The sequence below is a fragment of the Bdellovibrio sp. CKG001 genome, from assembly GCF_055397465.1.
In genome coordinates this window covers 162,661-184,008 of sequence record NZ_AP029173.1, presented here as the reverse complement: position 1 = coordinate 184,008, position 21,348 = coordinate 162,661, and the positions used below count along the sequence as shown (strand labels likewise).

Below are 21,348 nucleotides of genomic sequence, written 5' to 3'. Positions count from 1 at the left end.
AAGCTTTAGGACAATGGTTGAGGATTTTTTTCCTGAATCGGAGGATAAACCGGAATGACCAATATAAATTCAGTTCCCACACCCACCTCGGAGCGAGCCTGAATTTCCCCACCGTGGTTCTGTACAATCCCATAGGAAATACTCAAACCCAGACCGGTTCCCTGCCCCACACCCTTGGTGGTGAAGAACGGATCAAATATTTTTTCCAGAACATCGGCCGACATCCCTTTGCCGCTGTCTTGAATTGAGACTTGCACCCAACCTCGCTTGTCCTTGGAGCCCTTAAAGTCCTTCAAGGCCGTGGTGGAAATCCAGATGTGGCCATTCCCCTCAATAGCCTGCACGGCATTTGAAAGTATGTTCATAAACACCTGATTGATCTGACTGGCATAACAGTGAACCAAAGGCGTCGGCTCATATTGCCTGTGAATCTCGATGCGGTTTTTGATTTCGCCCTGCAACAGATTCAAAGTTGTATCCAGGCTTTGATGTACATCGATCTCTTGAAGCTTGGCCTCTTCCAGACGAGAGAAGTTGCGCAAACCCAGGACGATATCGCGCGTACGACGAGCCCCATCCTGACAGGACGCCACCAGCTTCGGCAGATCCTTCACGATATAGTCAAACTCGTATTCTTCTTTCAAAGCAGGAAGCTTCGGTGGATCTTTTTCAGCCACTTCCGCTAGCTCGATCAGCTTTTCTGAATACTCTTTCAGGTGAGTCATATTGCTGTAAATAAATCCAATGGGGTTATTCAGCTCGTGGGCAACCCCTGCAACCAACTGACCCAAGCTGACCATTTTGGCAGAGTGAACCAACTTGGTTTGTGTGTCCTTGAGCTCTTTGTTGGCAGCCTCAAGTTCAGTGATTTTTTTGCGCAAATCAGAACGCGCAACCCAGATTTTCTTACTCATTTCATTGAACGACTCTGTCAGAAGACCGATTTCGGTGTCATTTTTTACCGGAATGGTCACTGCCTGCTCTTGGGATTCAAAAGACTGCAAGGCCTCTACCAGATCATACAAGGGCTTTAGCACCCAGCTGGAAGTCACCAGAATTGTCAAAATCAAAAGAATGATAACGGCGCCAACGACACTGATAAAGGCATAGTTCACGTTCTTCAAGACGGCTTTGGCTTCAATCTTGGAAGCCCCCAACGCCACATAGAACTTTGTGATGCCCCAATCAATGGGATAGATCAGGAAGCCGTAAGGATTGCTGCGCACATTCAGATCGAAGAAGGGCTCTACTCCGGGCCGGAAATAGGGTCTGAAGAAGTCTTTTTTATAAAGATAGAAATCGGGATGGCTAGCCACCACCACCTGACCGTTGTCAGAGAAAAAGATCAGCTCCAGTTTCAGACGACTTTTTATTTTAGCGACAAACGCCCTGTTCAGATCCACGATCTGTTCCATGTAACCCACCAGACGCCCCCCGGCGCCTGTTACCTTGGAAATCAGGATCAGATTGACCTTTTGTTTGTCTCCGAATTCAGCCAGTGCGATCTCTTTTTGATCTTTGAGCTGCGCCATGTATTTCGCGGACAGAAAGACTGCATCCTGAACCGGCACAAAGCTTCGCACGTTGTCTTTTTCATCTTTAAACACAGAAGCCAGCATGCGCCCTTCCCGATTGAAGAACGTCAAACTGGAAAGACTGTCTGATTTGATCCATTGAGATGAGATATTGCGAATAGTCCCGCTGTCCCCTTCGGACATATGATAGATCAGACTGGGATCACGAACATAACGATCCCGCTTTTGCCCCAGGCTTGAGCGCAGATCGTTGAGCATCAAATCGATTTCCCGAGCGTTGCCGCTAAGACGCTGCGACAGCTCGTGGTCGATGGCTTTTTCGTACTTGATCATTGAGTAGCCCGTGACAAAAGCCAAGGGCACAACGGAAAACAGAACAAACCAGACAATCAAGATCGTGCGCAATGATCGTTTGGGTTTCTTTCTGAGTGTTTTCACTTTTTCGATTCATCCAATGTGAAGATCAGTCGAATGATTCCATCAGGCATCACGCGCGGATGTTTTTCCTTCGAGAACTTCGGTTTGCCATAAGCCGACATGAAATTCATCAGGTCCTGATATTTCGCCTCTGGGATTGTGAAGTGATAATACATGGAGGTTGGTGTTTTCTTCCAACCCAGTTCCACGGAGCCGGCTTTACGACCACCCAGTTCAATAATTTTATCTGAAAACTTGGGACCGATGGTTTCAATGTTTGTGGCTGAAATTTCACCCCGATAAAGATAGCCTCCACCGCCACTGGCAGCAGGAACATCCGTCGCTTTTTCCGGAGCTTTAGCCACGGCCGTCGGGGCCGGTGTGGCTGACGGCGATGCTTTCAGTTCCGCCGCAGTCGGAACTTTTTCCGGCGACTTCGCCACCACCGCCGGAGATGGAGCCTCTTTCACACCCTCATCCACAAACTCGGGTTTTTCTTCCACCACCGTCTTTGTTTCTGTCTTCGAAACTTCGGCCAGTATCACTTCCTTGGAGCCCATCATGCTTCCAAGCTGCATCACCTTCTGCCAAGGCGTTACCGACAGCAAGGTGACAATCACACCAACCACCACCAAAGCTTCCAATCCCCACTTCAGGCCCTGGGGCCATTTATCGAAGTTGGACTTTTGCATCAGAACCGTCAGATAACTCGACGGAGCGTTGATTTGTTCGATAATGGGCTCTGAGACCCGCGTGTCTGCCAGGAGTTCAGCGTATTTCTGACCATTTTCAATTTTGTTCAGATCCAGCTGGGCATCCCGTGAAAACTTCACGTGGTCCGCCACTGCTGCACGACGCTCGGGATCCAGACTGTCAGTCAGGAAATCATACAAGAGTTCATGCCCGATGAACGGGGACATTTCTCTTTTGTTCTTTTTTGAAAGAGGAATCTTATTTTCCTGCTGAGCCATGCTTTATTTTACTCACACCTTGGGTCATACTTCCCAGCTTGCGTAGCGCCCGGCCCAATCGATAGCGAATGGTGCCTTCGGTAATTCCCAAACCAGCGGAAATATCGTCATCATGAATCTTTAAAATCTTAGACCAGATCACAGTCAAAAGCTCGTCCTCAGAGGCGGTCTTTTGAAATTCGCGCCATGGGCCCAGATCAACGGATTCAGGGATCAGCCAGCCGGATTCAACTGTGGTATTGGGACGCCCGCGCGAAACCCGCACCTTGTACTTGTCCCATACCGATTTGGTGGCCGCCACGATCGCAACAGAGTTTTTTAATTCAGGATTTCTATTTTTGCGGCCCCGACAAAGGACCAGAGCTTGCGATGAAGCCTCTACCGCCTTTTGATCATCCAGCAAAGCAAAGTAAAAGAATAGAGCGATAGATTGTACGTCGGCCTCTGTCATCGCAGTCATACTATCAGGTAATTCGGAAACAATCTAACAGGCTGTTGAAAAAGTCCAGTCAGACCGGAATGCCAGGATGGCACTTCGGCCTGATCGATGAAATGCAATTAGTCGACAGTCAGCTGTCTTAGAAGGTCGAGTTGGTCAAGCACCTTGCCAGAGCCCATAACCACACAACTCAATGGATCTTCTGCGATAGAAACCGGAAGTCCAGTTCTCTCTCTCAAAAGTACGTCCAGGTTTGCCAGCAAGGCGCCCCCGCCGGTCAGAACAATGCCGTTATCCACGATATCGGAAGCCAATTCAGGCGGAGTCTTTTCCAAAGCCGTGCGAACTGCATCGACAACTTCAGACAAAGGATCCATCAAGGCATCGTTAACCTGGGAAGAAGTGATTTCGATGGTCTTCGGAGCGCCCGCAACCAGGTCACGGCCTTTGATCTCCATGGATTTTTCTTCTTCGAAGGGATATGCGTTACCGATTTGGATTTTGATGTTTTCAGCTGTTCTTTCACCGATCAAAAGATTGAACTGACGACGAACGTAATTCACGATCGCTTCATCAAACTTATCACCGGCCACTTTGATGGATTTGCAGTAAACAATACCGCCCAAAGAAATAACTGCAACACCTGTGGTACCACCGCCCATATCGACAACCATATTGCCGGAAGGTTCAGTGATCGGAAGGCCCGCACCGATAGCCGCCGCCATTGGTTCCTCAATCAAATACACCTCACGAGCCCCTGCTGACTGAGCGGCCTCTTTCACCGCGCGTTTTTCAACTTGAGTGATTCCGTAAGGTACGCAGATGATGATGCGTGGACGGATGAAGGATTTTTTCTCTCCCAAAGATTTGCCGATGAAGTATCTCAACATGGATTGAGTGACTTCAAAATCCGCAATAACGCCGTCTTTGATTGGGCGGATGGCCACGATGCTGCCCGGTGTACGTCCCAACATGTCTTTGGCTTCTTTACCCACCGCCAGAACGCGATTCTGCATTCCACGATAGTTCTTTTGAACTGCAACAACAGAAGGCTCATCTAGGATAATTCCGCGGCCTTTTACATAAACAAGGGTGTTAGCAGTGCCGAGGTCAATGGCGATATCATTTGAAAAATAGTCTTGAACTTTGTCAAAAAAACTCATGCTGAATCTCACTTCAGGAAATATTCATCGGGCCTAAAACATCTCAAGTCTAGGTTCTATAAAAACCGGAGTCAATGCAGATATTTAGGCCTTTTTTGAGTTATTTTGACGCAGGCGCACAACTCAGAGTCATCTCACGACCCGCAAGCTTTGCACGGAAACGAACCTCCAAGCCACCCGTCAAAGACGTTTCGGCCTGCATAGTTTTATCGACATCAAGATCTTGAGCCACCACCTGAATGCGCTCTTCCTGCCCGCCTTGCGCCGGTTTCAAACGAAGAAGAATTCTTTCTGAAGCACGCCCACGGAAAACTTCCTTTTCCACGGTGTTTTTCACGTCCCAAACAATTTCTTCCGCACGCTCGGTGCTGCGACGACCCACCTCGTTGTTGGCAAAGCTGCATCTAATGCGGCTTAAATCCGCTTTCGCACGTTTAAAGGAGCTGTGGGAAATACATGTCGCTGACACTTCCTTTTCGGTTTCTTCATTGGTGACTTTCAACTGAATCGGATACCCCAAAGCCGATCGCACAGAGAAGCGGTATTCCCCCTTCTGCTGGGACAGATCAATTTCACCCTGAGCTGCTGTCTGGGCTTGGGCCGGAGTCATGACAAAACGGGCCCGACCGTAGGTATCAATCAGGCTCCCCAAAATCTCGTATGAATTTTCAGACTTCGCATTCCAGAACATGTCACGATAAATTTGGCGACGTTGTGGATTGAACGGGTTCATGTTCTGAATAATAGAGCGGTCGCGCAGATCCATGCCGTTCACTTCACAGCGCGCCGTGCTCATACCCTGCAAGCCGCCTGTCGGAGACACCGTGGTCCCGTTGGCACACATACGATTGAAAGTTTCCACACGCATCTCGCGCGCGCAGTTATTGTTAAGGGCATCATTCAGCAAAGCATCACAGTAGGCCGCCTTCGAAGTCAGGCGCTGTTTCCCAGTCGTACAGCCATTCTGATGGTATTCATAGGTGAACTCTGATGTCGCACCCGGCACCTGTGGAGTTGGACTTGTCGGATTCACCACAACAGGAGGAGTTGCACCACCACCGCCGCCGCCGCCTCCACCATTGGAGCAAGCCGCCACTGACAGGGAAAGAACCGATAGAACTATGTGCAATTGAGAACGCATAGGCACCTCCAAAACAGGAAACCACCTCTGATGTATCAAAGAGCCTGCCAGCCTCTGGTCCATACAGATTCCATAATGAGACAACAGAGCTGTTAAAGTTTTGTCATCGGTGACATTTTGAGACACCAGGACGTGAGCGTGAAGGATCCTCGCCTAAACATAAGAACCCTTACATCCGATAAGGCTAGTATGAACGTAATGGGTCTTGGAGTTATTCTCCTGTTTTTCGTGGCTTTTTCCACGGGATGCACTATCAATGGGCATCTATGGGACTTCACTGCCCTGACGCCACCGTTCTTAACCGATCCGCAGGGTAACAAGTTAGACTCTCTGACCATCAACTCCCAGGCACCACTGAATCAGTATCCCCTGAAGGGAGAATGCTTTTACGAAGGTCAACGCATTGACGTCATCATCGCACCGATCACAACGACGCTTTCGGATTCTGAAGTCAAAAAGTTTTCTGCCCTTTGCAGTAAAGGAAGTTTTGAACTCACCATCGACACTCAAGGATGGCCGGACACAGAATACAAGGTAAAACTGGAAGTGACCTCTCAAGCCGGGGTCAAGTCCTCTAATGAAACGGCTGTCGTTAAAGACATCCTTGCCCCCTCAGTCGGTTTTTCCACACCACTCCCCACAGAAGTCGGCAACTCTTTGGTCACACAACTGCCCGTGGACGGGACGTGTGAAAGCAATGACGGACCCGTCAGTATTTCGGCAGCTGGAACAGTCCTGGCCACCTGGCCTTGCAACAATGGCACATTCGCCGGAATACTGACCACCGCCGTGCTTAGCGATGGTGCGACTCAATTAACAGTGGAACAAACCGATGCTGCGGGCAACAAAGGAACTTCTTTAAGTTCCTTCTTTAACAAGGACACCCAAGCACCGCTGTTCCCGATCGCCCTGGGACCCCTGGGCCCCAGTCTTTCCAATAACAACTCCGACCGCTCAATTGCTGTCACACTGCCTTCCGACGGTGCCACCGAATATCGCTATATCGTCGTGAAAGATACTGACTGTACAGGGCAGTGGGCCGCACTGATGAACACAACACCGGTGCCAGCAGGAACTGATGCCACGATGACATTTAGCGGAGATGGTCAGTATCGACTTTGCCTGATCGCCGGTGACCAGGCTGGAAACTGGCAACCGGAGGCGGGCCTCATTGAATCAGCCATCATCACGCTCGATACCACGGCGCCAGCCCTTGCCGTGTTGTCACCTGCTGACAACAGCAAACACAAGTCTGCGGTCACGGTTTCTGGCTCCTGTGAGGCCGGCACAACAGTTTCCGCCTCAGGAGGATTCACCCCCTCCCCGACCAGCACAACCTGTTCAGTTACGGGAACTTTCTCGTTGAATCTGACACTTTCCGGGACCGATGGGAATAAGACTTTGCTTCTTTCCTCCACAGATGCCGCCGGAAACACAACAAATCATCCTGCTTGGAATCTGATTCGCGACAATGCTATTTCAGCTCCGTCCATAACCCTTAACACGGCCTCAGTGACCAACAATCCCATCGCCCAGTTCACAGCCAACGACTGCAGCGATGCGACTTTCATTTTACTCAAAGAGGTGAACTCGCCTCCGGCGTTGGGCGATGCCGGATGGATCGCCTGCTCAACGGCGGCGCAAAATTACCAGTTCGATCTCAGTGCCAACGGAGATCAACAAGGTCTGCGCAACGTCCGCTTCTATGCACGTGATGAGGCCGGAAATATTTCAACCGCAACTGTTGTCACCATCACCTATGACAGCAAGGCCCCGATCCTGACATTCGATCCGGTGCCCACGCTGGCTATCAACGTCAACTATCCATTTGTCGTCTATGTTACGGAGGCCACGATCTCTGCCGCTGCGACTCTTTATCTTGATTATTCCACCGATGGTGGCACCAGCTGGAATGTAGCGACCAGCAGAACTTTGGGTCTTGCAGGCCCCATGAACAACAAGTCCTTCACCGTAAACTGGACACCCAACGCTTACAACACTGGAGTCCTTGTGCGCGCGCGCCTGACCGACTCCCATGGGCTGACCGGAACAGGAACCAGCAACGCCTTTGACGTCATTCTTGACACCATCAAACCTGTCGTGACCGCTGGTGAGATGAAAATCAATGGCCAACTTGACCCGGATGACACCGTTCGATCTTATGTGACCGTCAGCCTGAAAGCTGCTGATGCTGAGACAGCCATCACCAAGTTCTGCCTTAAAACAGTCAACAGCGCACCCGCGGCCTCGGACAGCTGCTGGATCAGCGTCAAAGCCCCCAAGCCCGGCTTGGAAGAACTTCCAGATTTAAATCTTGTGGATTTTGATTTCTTTCTGGGAATCAACTTTGGAACTTATAGTATCTATGCCTGGGTGATGGATGTCGGGGGCAACATCAGCACCAACTCCGCCGTTCTGAAAAAAGACTATAACATCGTGAACTATATTAACGATCCACCACCAGAGGTGACCAAGTTCCTGACAGTGAACTCAACATCGCCAGCAAACCCACCCAACACCTTTGATATGAACTTCGCCAACGGCGCCCCGGTTTATATCAGCTGGCAAGCCAGTGACAACGGCACCATCACAAAAGTGGAGCTGTTTTACGCTGAAGATGGTCAGCCCTTCACTTTAATCACTGATTCACTGTCAAACAATTCCAGCAACTCCTCCGGTTGTTCTTACTCTGCTCCGCGCACTGGCTGCTATCTGTGGAATTCAATCATCCCGAACGACACTTTCTTCAAGCTGCAGATCCGAGTCACAGATAACAACGGTCAGACCTCGCAGGTCACAAGTCCTCCGCTGAACAGTGGTGCCTACAATCTGCTTGCGGGGAACCAAGACCCCGGCCACAACGGCAACGCCAAAAGTACGGTCTTCAACACCAGTGTCGGCAATGATACGGCCCCGGGCACACTTCTGGTGGCAACTGACGGAAAGATCTTCTTTAACGACTCTTCTTTCGGGATCCTCTATATTGATCCGAAGACCAACAATTCCAAAGTTCTTTTGCGCCTGGCAAAAGACGGCGAGGACTCTTACGGCGACGGCATTCCTGTAGAGCAAGCCCGGGCCAAAGCCATCCTGCGCACCGCCTTGGACTATCAAAACCGCATTCTGGTGTACGACCGTTACATGATCCGACGAATTGACACCAACGTCACACCGATGACCATCGAAACCCTGATCGGAGCCGACCCCGCAGGAAATCTGGGAACTGACACTTCAGACACAGTGGCGGATCCACGGGACTTAAAAATTAATCTGATACAAACTTCCTCCACAGATGAGACCTGGTCGATTCGCAAACGGGCACCCTTCATTCCTATGCCCAATGGCGACTTGTATTTCGTCTCTGACAAACCTGGTGCTGCTCCCAACAATGGCGGGCGCATTCGTCTTTATAAAGGCTCCCTTGCTGTCCCACGCGTAGAAACAATTCGTTTCTCTGGAACCGGAGTCACTGGACAGCCTTCGTGGGATCTGAGTTCAAATTCTTATTCATTCTTCAGTCTGCGCTACGACCCGACCACCAGTGCACTGATCAAAGCTTACGTGCAGGCCGTCTATTCAGTTCCGGGCAATTCCTACGGGCCCTCGACAGAACTTGATACCACAACATTTGTTGGCACAGGAGTTTTCCCTTCCCACCCGTTTACCAATTCCTCACTGGTGTACTATGATGTGCATTCCATGGATGGCCGGGTTTATCGCGCCAATCGTTACACCGATAACAGCGTGAACCAGCTGCAGGACGACGGCAGTTGGGTGCGCGTTCTTGGCACCGGGGCTTCCGGAGAATGTGTGGATGGCACTGATGCCACATCCTGCCCCGTAGCCTTGGATGACGTGTTTGTCGATCGATATGGAAGGATCTTCTTCTCCACCCGCGGCATCATTAAAACGGTGGTCGCGGGAAAGGTCTACACCCTGTTCGGCCAAAGAAAAGATGCCGGCGACGGCGGATCCGGATTTGACATGCGTATGGCCTCCTTGTTCTACATCGATCATGGCGTCGGCGACAGTGTCGTCCTTTTGGACCACCAACAGAATAAATTGCGTGAAGTTTCCCCGGGCGCCTCTCCAGAGGTTCGTCTGCTTGCCGGTAACGGCACCAACACCAGCGTCAACTTTGGTGTCGCCGCCAACGCTCAAGGCATTAAACTGGGGAACTGGGCCGAACCAAATGCCTTTGCCACCAATCCCGCCAACGGCGATATCTACATGAACTGTGCGCAGAACGATGTCCTTGTCACTCCGCCCAGCACCTACACGGCTTATCACAGATTGTGTCGTCTGAATCGCTCCACAGGTCTTTGGGAACAGCTTATGAACGGTGAAGGAGGAACTCCCGCTTACACCCAATCTGACGTCGCTTATGGTGATCTGCTGATGACTGGATATGCTCCATCAGTCATGGCTTATAAAGCAGGAAACTTCCTTGTGAACTTCATGTACTGGAATGGCAGCGCTCACAATAACTCAACCCTGCGCCTTGTGACTCCGGCAACAACATCCTATGTGGGGGGACGCATTGGTGTGGATTCTGATCTGGATGACTGTCCCGATGGTGCGGCCACGAACTGTTCTCTGGGGCCTCGCGGAACGCACAACACGGGAACGCCCACTTACTTTGATCCATTGGGTGGCTGGCTGTACAAGCCCAACACCAACGCCGCCATAGTGACGGCAAATCTTCATGTTCTTTATTCAGGGAATGTTAAGACACTTCTGACTTTACCACAGCAACCGGCCAGCTTTGTGTATGACAGTGCCGGAGCACTTTACTATTGCGGCGCCAAAGACAAAAAACTCTATAAGGTGGCTGTTCACAACTTCGCAGATCTTTCCAACACCGCCGTCTGGCCGCTGACAGAAGGCGTTCATTACACGACGACAGAACTGCCTTTCCCAGCAAGCTCGATCGCGTGCCAAGGGCGTCGTATTCTGATCAAACCGGCCTCCGGCCCCAAACCCAAACGGCTGGTCTTTATGGCCATGCAAAACGGGCTTCCGGCCATTTCAGAATACTTCCTGCCTTAAAGCTTTAGACGTGCTTCTTCCATTCCAATTCATGCGCCATGTATTCAGTCAGCATGTGCTTTTCATCTTTCAAGCGGCTGTCACTCCAACCCAGTTTGTCCTGGAAGACCTGCCCGATCTCTTCAAGATATTTGACTCCATGATTGCGATCCGCAAGGAACAACGGCACACGGCGGGCGTAAAAATCACGCATATGAAGACACATCGTGGAATCAATTGCCTGGGCCGCTTCCAACTGCCAGTAAGTCATGTCAGAGGAGTACTTGTTAAGAATCTCCTCACCCTCCATACCATAGCGTTCTGCCAGAAGTCTCATTTCTTCATAAGGGCGACCGGTCTCTTGAGACCACACATCGGCCTGAACCTTGGCCTGAAGGAAGGCGTCCACACTGGTATAGGCGTTCAGCGGCTTGGTTGTATCAGATTTGCTCCAGGCCACTCGCTCTTCGAAAGAAAACGACTGCAAAGCTGCATCAACGGTTTGTTCACACATCAAACGATACGTCGTGTACTTCCCACCCGCTACAAAAGTCACACCACGATCATCATGAATGATTGTATGTTCGCGGCTGGTCTTGCCTTCGCTGGAGGAGCCATCATTCACCAGAGGGCGTACCCCGGCATAACTGGCGATGATGTCGTGAGCTGTCAGGTTGGCACCCGGGAAGTAGTAGTCGGTGACTGACAGAAGATATTTTACATCTTCCGGTGTGGCTGAAACATTTTCCGGCGCATCCTTAAAATCAGTGTCCGTGGTTCCAATGATAATCATTTCGTGACGGGGAATGCCGAACACAATACGGTCACTTTTTTCCGCCGCCATCACCACAGCACTGCTTAAAGGCAGACGGTGCTTTGGCAGCGTCAGGTGAATACCCTTGGTCGGGCGCAGGATGTTTTTCCAGTCTTTAAATATCTTTTCACCCAGACTGTCAGTCCATGGGCCAACGCTGCTGATGATATGTCGGCCTTTGATTGCAAACTTTTCTTGCGAATGCTGATCTTCACACAGAACTGACTCAATCTTTCCGTCAGATCCGAACTGCACGCCCGTGGCTTTCACATAGTTCGCACAGAGCGCCCCATTTTCATTTGCCGAGCGCAAGGTTTCATGAACCAAGCGATCATCATCCATATAAGCGTCGGAATAAATATAAGAGCCCAGCAGCTGCTGATGGCGCAGTGCCGGCATACGATCCATGGATTCTTCGGCATTCAGTCGCTCGTGAATTTCCGGAGCCTGAAACAAGGAAAGAGCATCATAAAGCCACATGCCCAACCCCATCTTGAACATTCCGACCCGGCTTTCCTCATAAAGAGGAATCATGAAGCGCAGTGGATGCACCAGGTGAGGCGCCATATCAAACAAACGTGTGCGTTCGTTCAATGCCTCAAAGACAAGTTTAAATTCCATGTTTTCCAGGTAGCGAATACCACCGTGAATTAATTTGCTGGATTTGGATGACGTGCCCGATGCAAAATCCCGGGCTTCGATCAAAGCCACCTTCATGCCACGGGCGGAAGCATCACGCGCCACACCCGCGCCATTGATTCCTCCCCCGATAATAATCAGATCAAATTCCTGAGATTTCATTTTATTGATGTTCTGAATTCGATTTGCGAAGGAGAAATTTTTCATGTTTTATCCTTTTGTCGTCTTCACAGAAAGTGTTCCCGGCTGCCATGATTCGGGCCTGAAGGCCTTCACAGAATTGGGCACTCCATTTTCGTTCGGGAAATAAACTCTTTGCAGATGTTTTTCTCTTCCCAGTTTATAGGCAAGCTCACATAGTTCATCGCGGGCCTGCAAAGATGTGTATTGAACGTGCTCAACCCAAAGGGACTGTGTCTGGCCGTCCAGGAACAGCAGTGGCTGGGCGATGAAGTATCCCATCAACTTGTTTGTGTCCTGCTCCAGCGCCAGAAAGCTCCAGCCCAAAGCAATATAATGATTCAAGGCTTCCACTCGAAATTTCGAGTTCCAGCCGGCCATCATTCTTTCCATCTCATCCGGATAAGCTTCCGCAAGCTTTCTGCTTTCCAGATCCAAAATTTGCTGCAAATCTTCCGACTGAATCACTCGACAATAAAGGCTCATGGCCTCAGGTCTCCTTGTCATTTTTCATTTCATATTTCATACTAAGAGCCTATGAAATACAAAGATTATTCCACCGACATTTGGAAGCGCATAGATACGATACTGGACCTCGTTCTGAAAGAAGATTCTGCACCAGTGGCAGCTTTTGATGCGGATGGAACATTGTGGGATACCGATCTGGGCGAAACCTTCTTCCACCATCAAATTGACAATCGCCTGGTACAACTTCCGCCAGATCCTTGGGAACACTATCAAACCATGAAAGCGGCTGATCCGACAAAGGCCTACCTTTGGCTAGCTCAGATCTGCCGGGGGCAAAAATTGGAGCAGGTTCATCAATGGGCTATTGACGCCGTTAAAGGACACTTCCCGGTTCCCGTCTTCACAGAGCAGAAGAGACTGATCGATCTGTTTCTTTCCAAAGGCGTACGTATCTATGTCGTCACCGCATCCGTTAAATGGGCGATCGAACCCGGCGCAGAAATGCTGGGTCTTAGCAAGGATGATGTCATCGGAGTTGAAACCGTTGTTGAAAATGGAACCATCACAGATATTCAAAAGGGTCTGATCACCTACAAACAAGGCAAAGTGGATGCATTGCTGGAAAGAACCGGCGGAAAAAAGCCGTTCTTCGCTTCCGGAAATACCATGGGTGACTATCAGCTTTTACAATCAGCCACCCACCTGGGACTGGCAGTTAGCGCCGCTGCACGCGACGATAAATTATTTAAGACAGAAAAAGAGCTGCAAGAATACGCAGAAAAGCATTCTTGGCTGTCCCACAGATTTATATAACTCAAGGAATGTTTATATAACTCAAGAAATATCTCCACCGAGCCGGTGGATTGTTTCGGGGACTTCCTCATATTTGTTGATGTGATTTGCGGCTTGAGGCTATAGCAGTGTCTCTTTGAGGAGACACTGGTGCTTAATCTTGAAGCCGACTTTGCATTACACGAATTATTCTTTTCAAAAACCGATTTCAAAGGCCTGATTCAAACCGGAAACAAGGTCTTTCTTCGGGTGAGCGAATATCAAGAAGAGGAAATTCTACGTCGTCCTCATAATATCATCCGCCATCCCGATATGCCCCGATGCGTTTTTAAACTTTTCTGGAGTTTTCTCAAGGAAGGAAAGCCGATCTGTGCCTACGTAAAAAATCGCAGCAAGAACGGCCGGTTTTACTGGGTCTTTGCCATGGCCTTCCCAATGCCTGATGGCTATTTATCCATTCGCTTAAAACCCAGCACAGCCCTGATGTGCGAAATTCAGACCGTGTACGCCGATCTTCTGCACAAAGAGGAAGCCGGCGTCTCGCTTGAGCAGGCGACTGAATATCTTTTAAAGGCTTTACTGGAGAAGGGATTCTCATCCTACGAAGACTTTATGAATAAAGCCCTGCTGGCTGAGATGAAATCTCGTGATGGCCTGCTGACGCTGTCTCAGGAAAATCTCGCACCGGCAATCAACACCGACAGCGGACTTCTGGAAGGACTTCTGAGAGCATCACGAGCCTGCACAGAAACTGCTCGCAAAGCCTTCAATCTGGCCGATCAACTCAGCGAACGGACCGGCGCTCTTAAAACAAAATCCCGGGCTATCGATGAACTCTGCCGCGAGGTTCAGATGGTCACCACGAACCTCACCATCTCCGCAGCCAAATTGGGGGAAGTGGGAAAACCCCTGGGCGTGGTTTCCAACAACCTGGAAAAGCTGGCTGAAGACATCCTCAGCAACACCCTGGATTTTGAAAAAACTTTCACTTCGTTTCATCAATCAGCTGCAGAAATGTATTTGGCGATTGGCGTCTCTCGCTTTCAGATAGAAATGATGAACCATCTGCTGGAAGAAACCTTGTATCGTGAGGACGCCCAGGCTTCTATCAGCGAGGAACAAGAGCAGATGCTGATTCAAAACTGCGATCTCTTAAAGCAGTTGATTTCCTCAAACTTTGCGACTGTGCTGAACACCGCCAAAGAGCTCACCAAAGAAAACAAGTCGCTGATCCGATCAGTGTCCATGCTTTCCAAAGTGACTGCCGGGATGGATGTCATCTGCGTGGTCGGAAAAATTGAAATGTCCAGAGTGAAAGAGCTCTCTTCGTCGCTGGAAGCTCTTCTGGGGGACATGGAAGAGCTGACAGAAAGCTTTAAAAAAATTCTGCGCTCTATTGAGGGGGAAAGTAAATGGGGACTGGGTATGTCCAATGAGCTGCGTGAACAGCTGACTTTCATTTCTCAGAACTTACGCCAGGTGGATCGCGCCATCACCGCCTAAAAAAAAAGCCCTCGATCAAGAGGGCTTTTTTTACCGAACTATGCTTTGCCAACAACTTTTTCGATGTCCGCAATTTCTTTTGGCACGGAAGAAGTCATATTCTCAGAGCCTGTGGAGGTGACCCGCAAATTGTCCTCGATACGAATACCAATACCGCGGTACTTCTGAGGAGCTGATGTGTCGTCAGCTGGGATATAAATACCCGGTTCAATGGTGAAGCACATGTTGGCTTCAATCGGACGAGGCTCGCCCTTCTTGAAGTAAAGGCCGGCATCATGCACATCCATGCCCAACCAGTGACCGATGCCATGCGGGTAGTATTTTTTCTGCGCCAAGGCCTGAATAAGATCATCCTTGCGACCGGATAGAAGCCCCAGATCCAGCATCAGATCCGTCAGCAACGACGTCCCCATATCATGCAGGTCCTTAAACACAATTCCCGGCTTCACGAAATCGCAGATCTGCTTCTGAACTTTCAAAACACCTTCATACACCCGAGCCTGCTCATCCGTGAACTTTCCGTTCACAGGATACGTGCGCGTGATATCGCCCGTGTAGTAATTAAACTCGGCCCCGGCGTCGATCAAAAGAAGATCCCCATCCTGGCAGACCTGATCGTTAAAATTATAATGAAGAGTCGTCGCTGCATTGCCCGAAGCGACGATGTAATTATACCCTTCGCGCGCTGAACCGCGCATGTAGAAATTGTGCGCCAGAACCCCTTGGATCTGACGTTCGGTCACCCCCGGACGAGTAAAGCGCATCGCCGCCAAATGAGCTTGCGCAGAGATCTCGCACGCCTCACGCAGCTGAGTCAGTTCATATTCGGATTTTACCAAACGCATTTCACCCAACAGCGTATCGGCATCGAGAATCGTCAAAAGACCATTCCCCATGCGACCCTGCAAAGCCTTCACGCTTTCCAGAACATCCTGCATCTTGTGATCCATCTCAGGATTCTTGTACTGGCGATAGTAAACACGATCGACTTCTTTTAATAGTTGTGGAGCGACTTTGCTGAACTCATCAATTGGATAGGCCTTATCAACCTTGAACTCGCGCTCACAGCCCTCGGGTCCATAGCGGAAACCATCCCAAGTTTCTCTTTCGACATCACGGCGACGCACGAACATCACCGTTTCAGGCTTAAGCCCCGGACGGTAAACCAGAACAGACTCCGGCTCTTCCCAACCCGTCAGATAGAAAAGATTTGAGTCCTGTCGATAAGGGAAATGACAGTCATGGTTACGAATATATTCCGGGTGAGAAGTCACCACCAAAGCAGCCCCTGGGATCTGCTCGCCGGCTTTTTTTCTTCTTTCGGCAAAGATGTTCATGTCATACGTGGGTTTTCTGCTCATAAAAATTCTCCTAAAGACCCCATTTACGCGTCAGGCTCTTCAACTGTTTGGCTGCGGCATCCGCACCTTTGTTCATGATTTCCCGACGCTTTTCAAAATCCATAATACCATAACCGGACGTATCCAGTGAAATGACCGTATCAACTCCCGGCAAAGGCTTATTATACAGTCCCGCCACTTCACTCCATAATACGTTGTCTGTAGCCTGAGCATCCAGGGTGAACGGCTTAGATCCGCCCGGTGCCTGCAGAACATTGACGAAGACAATGTAATTCGCCCCCTTCTGGCGCAGATAATTGGCCAAAGAAGTGATGTCGCGGATGCCGGAAACGCTGTTCTGATACGGCTTAAAGAACGGCGGATACGCCATGCACAGATACATCAACTGGTCGATGCTTCCGCGGTTCATCAGGTAAACCTGATTCTTCTTCAGATTGTAAGACGGACATGCGAACGGTACTTTAAAGTCCTCGATTTTGGCGCGATTAAATGCGACCCCGACAAAGTCCTTCAACACTGTCACGTCGTTGTTTTTGTTCACCCCACCCAGCAAGGACTTCTTTAACACCTCTTCGTCCTTGAGTTTGAACATCTGCCACTCAACTTCGTTGGCAAGTTCCTTATTTGCATACAGGGCTGCCATCGGTGAGCCAAACTCGACACCGCCAATGGCGTAAACTGGAACTTTGGCTCTTTGCAACTCATGCAAGAACCCAATATGAGCGTAGGTCTTTGCGCCTCCCGCCCCCAGGATCACACCGATCTTGGGCATTGTGGGAATCACAGGAGCCGGAGGTGGCGGCGGAGTGATCTCTGTCACCTCTTCTTCATCTGTTTCCATCGGTGGGGGTGTTCCGATATTTTCACGTTCCTGAGGACGCTGCTGCTGAGGAGACACAGGACGGGTTTGTGGCATGGAGGGTGGCGTTCCCTTACGAACGTCCTCGCGAGTTCTGATGCTCTGACAACTTGCCAGGAAGAGAAACAGCACCAGCCAGCTAGATTTTTTTTGCGTAAATAAAGAACTCATTATTTCCGTCCTTTCCCTGAATCGGAGATGGGAAGTAGTCGAGAACCTTAAATCCATTTTCAGAACAAAGAGCTTTTATTCTGGTCTCGACCTCTGCATACAAAGAAACATCTTTGACTATACCCCCCTTTGAAAGGCCGTCAACGCCGACCTCAAATTGGGGCTTTACCAGACTTAAAAGACAGCCTTCAGTCTTAAGAAAGCCTGCCAGTTCCGGTACGATCAATGCGATTGAAATGAAAGAAACATCCATCACCACCAGATCAAATTTTTCTGGCGGCGTGGCCTTCAGGACTTGTTCGTCCCGGGAAAGATTTCGGGCGTTGATTCCTTCGATCACCTGCAAACGGGAATCCTTCAGAAGTTGTGGATGAACCTGCCCATGCCCTACATCCACACCCAGCACCTTTTCTGCCCCCTGCTGCAAAAGGCAGTCAGTGAAACCACCTGTGGAGATTCCCACATCCAGAACTTTGAGGCCCTTCGGAGATTTCCCCACATGAGCCAACGCACCTTCCAACTTAAGCCCCCCCCGGGAGACAAAGCGATTGGCCGGTCCGGACTCCACCGTGATCAGACCCACCTGCGCCGCAGTGACTGCATAACTGGATTTTTTGAGAATCTTTTTTTGCGAATTTTCAGAAAGATAAACTTGTCCCGCCTCGATCAGTTCCTGTGCATGAGTGCGCGACTGCGCCAGACCCCTTTCAACAAGATAAAGATCCAAGCGCACTTTTTCTGACATAGAACTACACCTGACGATTTTGATTGAAGCTGATAAGGAATTCCAACATGGGCGCATCCGCAGAGACCTTGCGAAGCTCTGCCAGTGTCGATGCACTAAGATCCTTCAGATAAGTCTTGGTTCCCTCCAGGCCCAAAATGCCCGTGAAACTACGCAAGTCCTGTCCCTTTTCGCCGTGATCCAGCACATCGTCAGCCACTTGGAAGGCCAATCCCAAACCTTCTCCGAACTTTTTCAAGCTTTCGATATCAGTTGGCTTGGCTCCGGCAATCACAGCGGCCCCCTCGACTGCGACACGGATCAAAGCCCCTGTCTTCAGACGATGCAGATGGGTTAGCTCTTCCAATGACATCTGTTTGTCACCGGCGCGTAGATCAATGGCCTGGCCACCCACCATACCACGGATGCCTGCCGCAGATGAAAGCAGTCGGCCCAGTTGAGCCACCAAGAAACTATTATCAGCGTAGCCTTCAGCAATCAGCATAAAGGCCTCGGTCAAAAGAGCATCCCCGGCAAGCAAGGCAAAGTCCTCACCATAGACCTTATGATTCGTTGGCTTGCCTCGGCGCATGTCGTCGTTATCCATGCATGGAAGGTCATCATGAATCAGAGAATAAGTATGAACCAGTTCCACCGCTGCGGCGAAGGGAAGAATTTTTTCTTTGTTGGCACCAAAAAGCTCTCCCACCAGCAATGACAAGACCGGACGGAAGCGCTTGCCACCATTGGTGGCAGAATAAAGCATGGATTTGCGCAATTCAGCGATGGCCGCTCCCTCGGGAAGCTCCATCTCAGACAGATACTTTTCCACAAACTGATTTACAGTTTCAGTGCGTGCCGCTATTTCCTGTTCAATCTGAATTGCCAAATCCAAGATTAGTTCTCCTCAGCAGTGAAATCAGATGTCACCGGCTGACCGTCTGCGCCCACCGACATCAAAAGTTTCACTTTGGATTCAGCCTCGTTCAGACGCTGATGACATTCCCGTGAAAGCTTCACACCTTCTTCAAAAAGCTTCAGTGATTCTTCCAGGGCCAAGTCGCCCTTTTCCATTTTCTGAACGATCTCTTCCAGACGTCCCAGCTTTTTCTCGAAATCCATTTATTCCCCTTTCACGCTGTCAACAACAGCGGTCAGTGAGCCCTGAGCCAGACGGATATCCAAAAGATCACCCTTTTTAACCTGGTCAGACGATTTAATAACAACACTATCCTTGGTCACGATGGAATAGCCCCGCTCAACCACCTTCAGCGGACTGAGACTGTCGAGCATCCCCATCACTTTACCCATACGGGCCTTTTTTCGCTCAATAGAGAACAACAACGCCTTTTCTGTGCGTGCCTTCAGATATTCCAGATCCTTTTTCTTTTCCTGGATCAGGTCCTGCGGACTTCCCAGCTTTTCATTGAGCAGCTCCACCTTGTGGCGACGCTCTGCCAGGCGCCGGTTCATCGCAAACTCCAGACGATTCAAAAGATCGTCGTTGCGCAATTCCAAATCCTGAAGGCGGCGCTGAGGATCTACCAATCGCTTTGAAAGACCCGTCATCTTTTCACGCAGATACTTCATCTTTTTTTCAAAAGAAAGTTTCAGCATGCGTTCCAAAGAAACCACTTTGTTGGCAAGCTCCCCGGAACTTTTTGCCACAAGCTCTGCTGCCGCCGACGGGGTCGGTGCACGCAGATCCGCGACAAAGTCAGCAATCGTAAAATCAATTTCGTGACCCACGGCCGAGATCACCGGAACCGGGCTGGCAGCAATCAGACGCGCCAGCTTTTCGTCATTGAAGCACCACATGTCTTCGATCGAACCGCCTCCGCGTCCAACAATGACCACATCCACACCCGGAAGGGCGGTGGCCTTCTTAAAGGCTTCACAAATCTGTGGAGCAGCGGCTTCCCCCTGAACAATCGTCGGCACGACTGTGACCTGAATTGATTTAGCCCGACGGGAAAGTACATTCAGGATGTCCCGAATGGCCGCCCCGGTCGGAGATGTCACAATCGCAATATGCCTTGGGAAGGTTGGAATCGGTCTTTTTTTAGATGTATCAAATAGCCCTTCCGCTTTTAATTTCATCTTCAGTTGCTCGAAGGCTTTCTGCAAAGCCCCAGCACCCACAGGCTCCATCATCTCGCACATGAGTTGATAGTTTCCACGTGGCTCATACACCGTGATACGGCCGCGCACGATCACTTCCATACCGTCGGTCGGCTTGAACTTCAGACGCGCATTGTGACCGCGGAACATCACCGCCGTAATCTGAGATTTAGAATCTTTTAAGCTGAAATAAAAGTGCCCCGACGTGTGCGCTTTGAAGTTGGAGATTTCACCCTTCACCCACACGGTCCCGATCTGACCCTCGAGAAGCTGTTTGACATAGATATTGAGCTGCTCAACAGAAAGCACGGAAGGTTCATTGCTTTTCGTCAATAGATCCGCAGCCCCCAGATTAGCCTGGGCGGAAATATCTGCTTTACGAAGAGCCTGATTAGGAGTGTCCGACATGGGAGCAGAGGCTAATGCCCTCCCCTGCCAGTGTCAATACTTCGGGAGTCAATACATTGAGAGTCAATTGCGCACTAAAGGGAGGAGTACCAGACGTTCTGCACAGACCACAGTCCGCCGACAAAAAAGCAGATCCACGCCAGGGATTTGTGCTTCGTGATATTGGCGTAGGCCTGCCCCAGGCGCTCCTGTCCGATCCTAGCCAGGACGGGGTTCTCCAACACAACAACCATCAGGAGTCCATAGAAAAAAACCACAAACGGAAAAATAAAATCTAACATTTCTGGCGTCATAAGCAATTTATCGGAGCTTTGCCAGAAAGTAAGAGTCCGGTTTGATTGACGGCTTTAAAAGACCTGATAGAATAGTCTTCAGAAGGGTTCGACGGCGTAAAGCTCTATCGAAAATAAACCTTACAAGCATATTTTTGGGAACTGTCCCTGACAATGGTGAGCAAGCTCAGCTCGTACTGAGAAGCCTAAAGTTGTTATCATGGTTACCCACCTTAGCTAAAACAGGTTTACTTTTTCAGAGTGGCCTTCGAGCCTTTTTTTATTTGTCTCATTTCAAGACAGTCCTGCAAAAAACTTCTGCAATTTTGTCATAATTTACTC

The 21,348-nt window shown here is 49.9% G+C and carries 17 protein-coding genes and 1 other RNA gene; 4 read left to right on the top strand and 14 right to left on the bottom strand.

What is annotated here, in order from left to right; all coding sequences use genetic code 11:
• Positions 1-5: 5 nt before the first annotated feature.
• The 5 genes from ACZ50P_RS00920 to ACZ50P_RS00900 all read right to left on the bottom strand — a co-directional run bounded on the left by ACZ50P_RS00920 (position 6) and on the right by ACZ50P_RS00900 (position 5,666).
• Entirely contained in the window at positions 6-1,973 is a 1,968-nt protein-coding gene (locus tag ACZ50P_RS00920) for a HAMP domain-containing sensor histidine kinase (RefSeq protein WP_464132802.1), read from the bottom strand.
• Entirely contained in the window at positions 1,970-2,923 is a 954-nt protein-coding gene (locus ACZ50P_RS00915; protein WP_464119511.1) for a hypothetical protein, read from the bottom strand. Before ACZ50P_RS00915 ends, ACZ50P_RS00920 begins: the two co-directional genes overlap by 4 nt.
• A complete protein-coding gene (locus ACZ50P_RS00910; RefSeq protein WP_464119510.1) occupies positions 2,904-3,383 on the bottom strand; it encodes a hypothetical protein in 480 nt (159 codons plus the stop codon). The genes ACZ50P_RS00915 and ACZ50P_RS00910 overlap by 20 nt, the downstream gene beginning before the upstream one ends.
• A 98-nt stretch (positions 3,384-3,481) precedes the next feature.
• Positions 3,482-4,525, bottom strand: coding sequence for a rod shape-determining protein (locus tag ACZ50P_RS00905; protein WP_464119508.1), 1,044 nt, complete (start codon positions 4,523-4,525; stop codon positions 3,482-3,484).
• A 100-nt stretch (positions 4,526-4,625) separates the two neighbouring features.
• Positions 4,626-5,666: a hypothetical protein gene (locus ACZ50P_RS00900; RefSeq protein ID WP_464132801.1), complete on the bottom strand. Its 1,041-nt coding sequence runs from the start codon at positions 5,664-5,666 to the stop codon at positions 4,626-4,628.
• Between the two features lie 189 nt (positions 5,667-5,855).
• On the opposite strand from ACZ50P_RS00900, the gene ACZ50P_RS00895 reads away from it, so the two are divergent.
• A complete protein-coding gene (locus ACZ50P_RS00895) occupies positions 5,856-10,715 on the top strand; it encodes a hemagglutinin (protein WP_464132799.1) in 4,860 nt (1,619 codons plus the stop codon).
• Between the two features lie 4 nt (positions 10,716-10,719).
• Here the strand turns inward: ACZ50P_RS00895 and ACZ50P_RS00890 are convergent, their stop codons facing one another.
• Both ACZ50P_RS00890 and ACZ50P_RS00885 read right to left on the bottom strand, forming a co-directional pair.
• Positions 10,720-12,354 (bottom strand): glycerol-3-phosphate dehydrogenase/oxidase, encoded by a 1,635-nt coding sequence (locus ACZ50P_RS00890; RefSeq protein ID WP_464132796.1) that lies wholly within the window; start codon positions 12,352-12,354, stop codon positions 10,720-10,722.
• Positions 12,355-12,357: 3 nt separating this feature from the next.
• Positions 12,358-12,813 carry a hypothetical protein gene (locus ACZ50P_RS00885; RefSeq protein ID WP_464119503.1) on the bottom strand — a complete coding sequence of 152 codons (456 nt, stop codon included), beginning with the start codon at positions 12,811-12,813 and terminating at the stop codon, positions 12,358-12,360.
• Positions 12,814-12,864: 51 nt separating this feature from the next.
• Here ACZ50P_RS00885 and ACZ50P_RS00880 point away from each other — a divergent pair, with 51 nt between their 5' ends.
• Together ACZ50P_RS00880 and ACZ50P_RS00875 are read left to right on the top strand one after the other, a co-directional pair.
• Positions 12,865-13,608, top strand: coding sequence for an HAD family hydrolase (locus ACZ50P_RS00880; RefSeq protein ID WP_464132793.1), 744 nt, complete (start codon positions 12,865-12,867; stop codon positions 13,606-13,608).
• A 129-nt stretch (positions 13,609-13,737) separates the two neighbouring features.
• The gene (locus ACZ50P_RS00875; protein ID WP_464132791.1) at positions 13,738-15,090 is read left to right on the top strand and encodes a PAS domain-containing protein; all 1,353 of its coding nucleotides are present in this window, start codon (positions 13,738-13,740) and stop codon (positions 15,088-15,090) included.
• Between the two features lie 38 nt (positions 15,091-15,128).
• On the opposite strand, the gene ACZ50P_RS00870 is transcribed toward ACZ50P_RS00875, so the two are convergent.
• The 7 genes from ACZ50P_RS00870 to ACZ50P_RS00840 form a co-directional block, all read right to left on the bottom strand.
• Positions 15,129-16,451: an aminopeptidase P family protein gene (locus ACZ50P_RS00870; RefSeq protein ID WP_464132789.1), complete on the bottom strand. Its 1,323-nt coding sequence runs from the start codon at positions 16,449-16,451 to the stop codon at positions 15,129-15,131.
• Between the two features lie 10 nt (positions 16,452-16,461).
• A complete protein-coding gene (locus tag ACZ50P_RS00865) occupies positions 16,462-17,481 on the bottom strand; it encodes a patatin-like phospholipase family protein (protein ID WP_464132787.1) in 1,020 nt (339 codons plus the stop codon).
• Positions 17,450-18,226 (bottom strand): TlyA family RNA methyltransferase, encoded by a 777-nt coding sequence (locus ACZ50P_RS00860; protein ID WP_464132786.1) that lies wholly within the window; start codon positions 18,224-18,226, stop codon positions 17,450-17,452. The genes ACZ50P_RS00865 and ACZ50P_RS00860 overlap by 32 nt, the downstream gene beginning before the upstream one ends.
• 4 nt (positions 18,227-18,230) lie before the next feature.
• Complete coding sequence (locus ACZ50P_RS00855; protein ID WP_464119491.1) at positions 18,231-19,100, bottom strand: polyprenyl synthetase family protein; 870 nt, start codon at positions 19,098-19,100, stop codon at positions 18,231-18,233.
• Positions 19,101-19,102: 2 nt separating this feature from the next.
• Positions 19,103-19,327, bottom strand: coding sequence for an exodeoxyribonuclease VII small subunit (locus ACZ50P_RS00850; protein ID WP_464119489.1), 225 nt, complete (start codon positions 19,325-19,327; stop codon positions 19,103-19,105).
• Positions 19,328-20,734: an exodeoxyribonuclease VII large subunit gene (gene xseA, locus ACZ50P_RS00845; protein ID WP_464119488.1), complete on the bottom strand. Its 1,407-nt coding sequence runs from the start codon at positions 20,732-20,734 to the stop codon at positions 19,328-19,330. It abuts the gene before it with no gap.
• A gap of 74 nt (positions 20,735-20,808) precedes the next feature.
• A complete protein-coding gene (locus ACZ50P_RS00840; protein ID WP_464132783.1) occupies positions 20,809-21,015 on the bottom strand; it encodes a hypothetical protein in 207 nt (68 codons plus the stop codon).
• A 92-nt stretch (positions 21,016-21,107) separates the two neighbouring features.
• On the opposite strand from ACZ50P_RS00840, the gene ssrS reads away from it, so the two are divergent.
• Positions 21,108-21,287: non-coding RNA, 6S RNA (ssrS, locus tag ACZ50P_RS00835), on the top strand.
• The last annotated feature ends 61 nt before the right edge of the window (positions 21,288-21,348 follow it).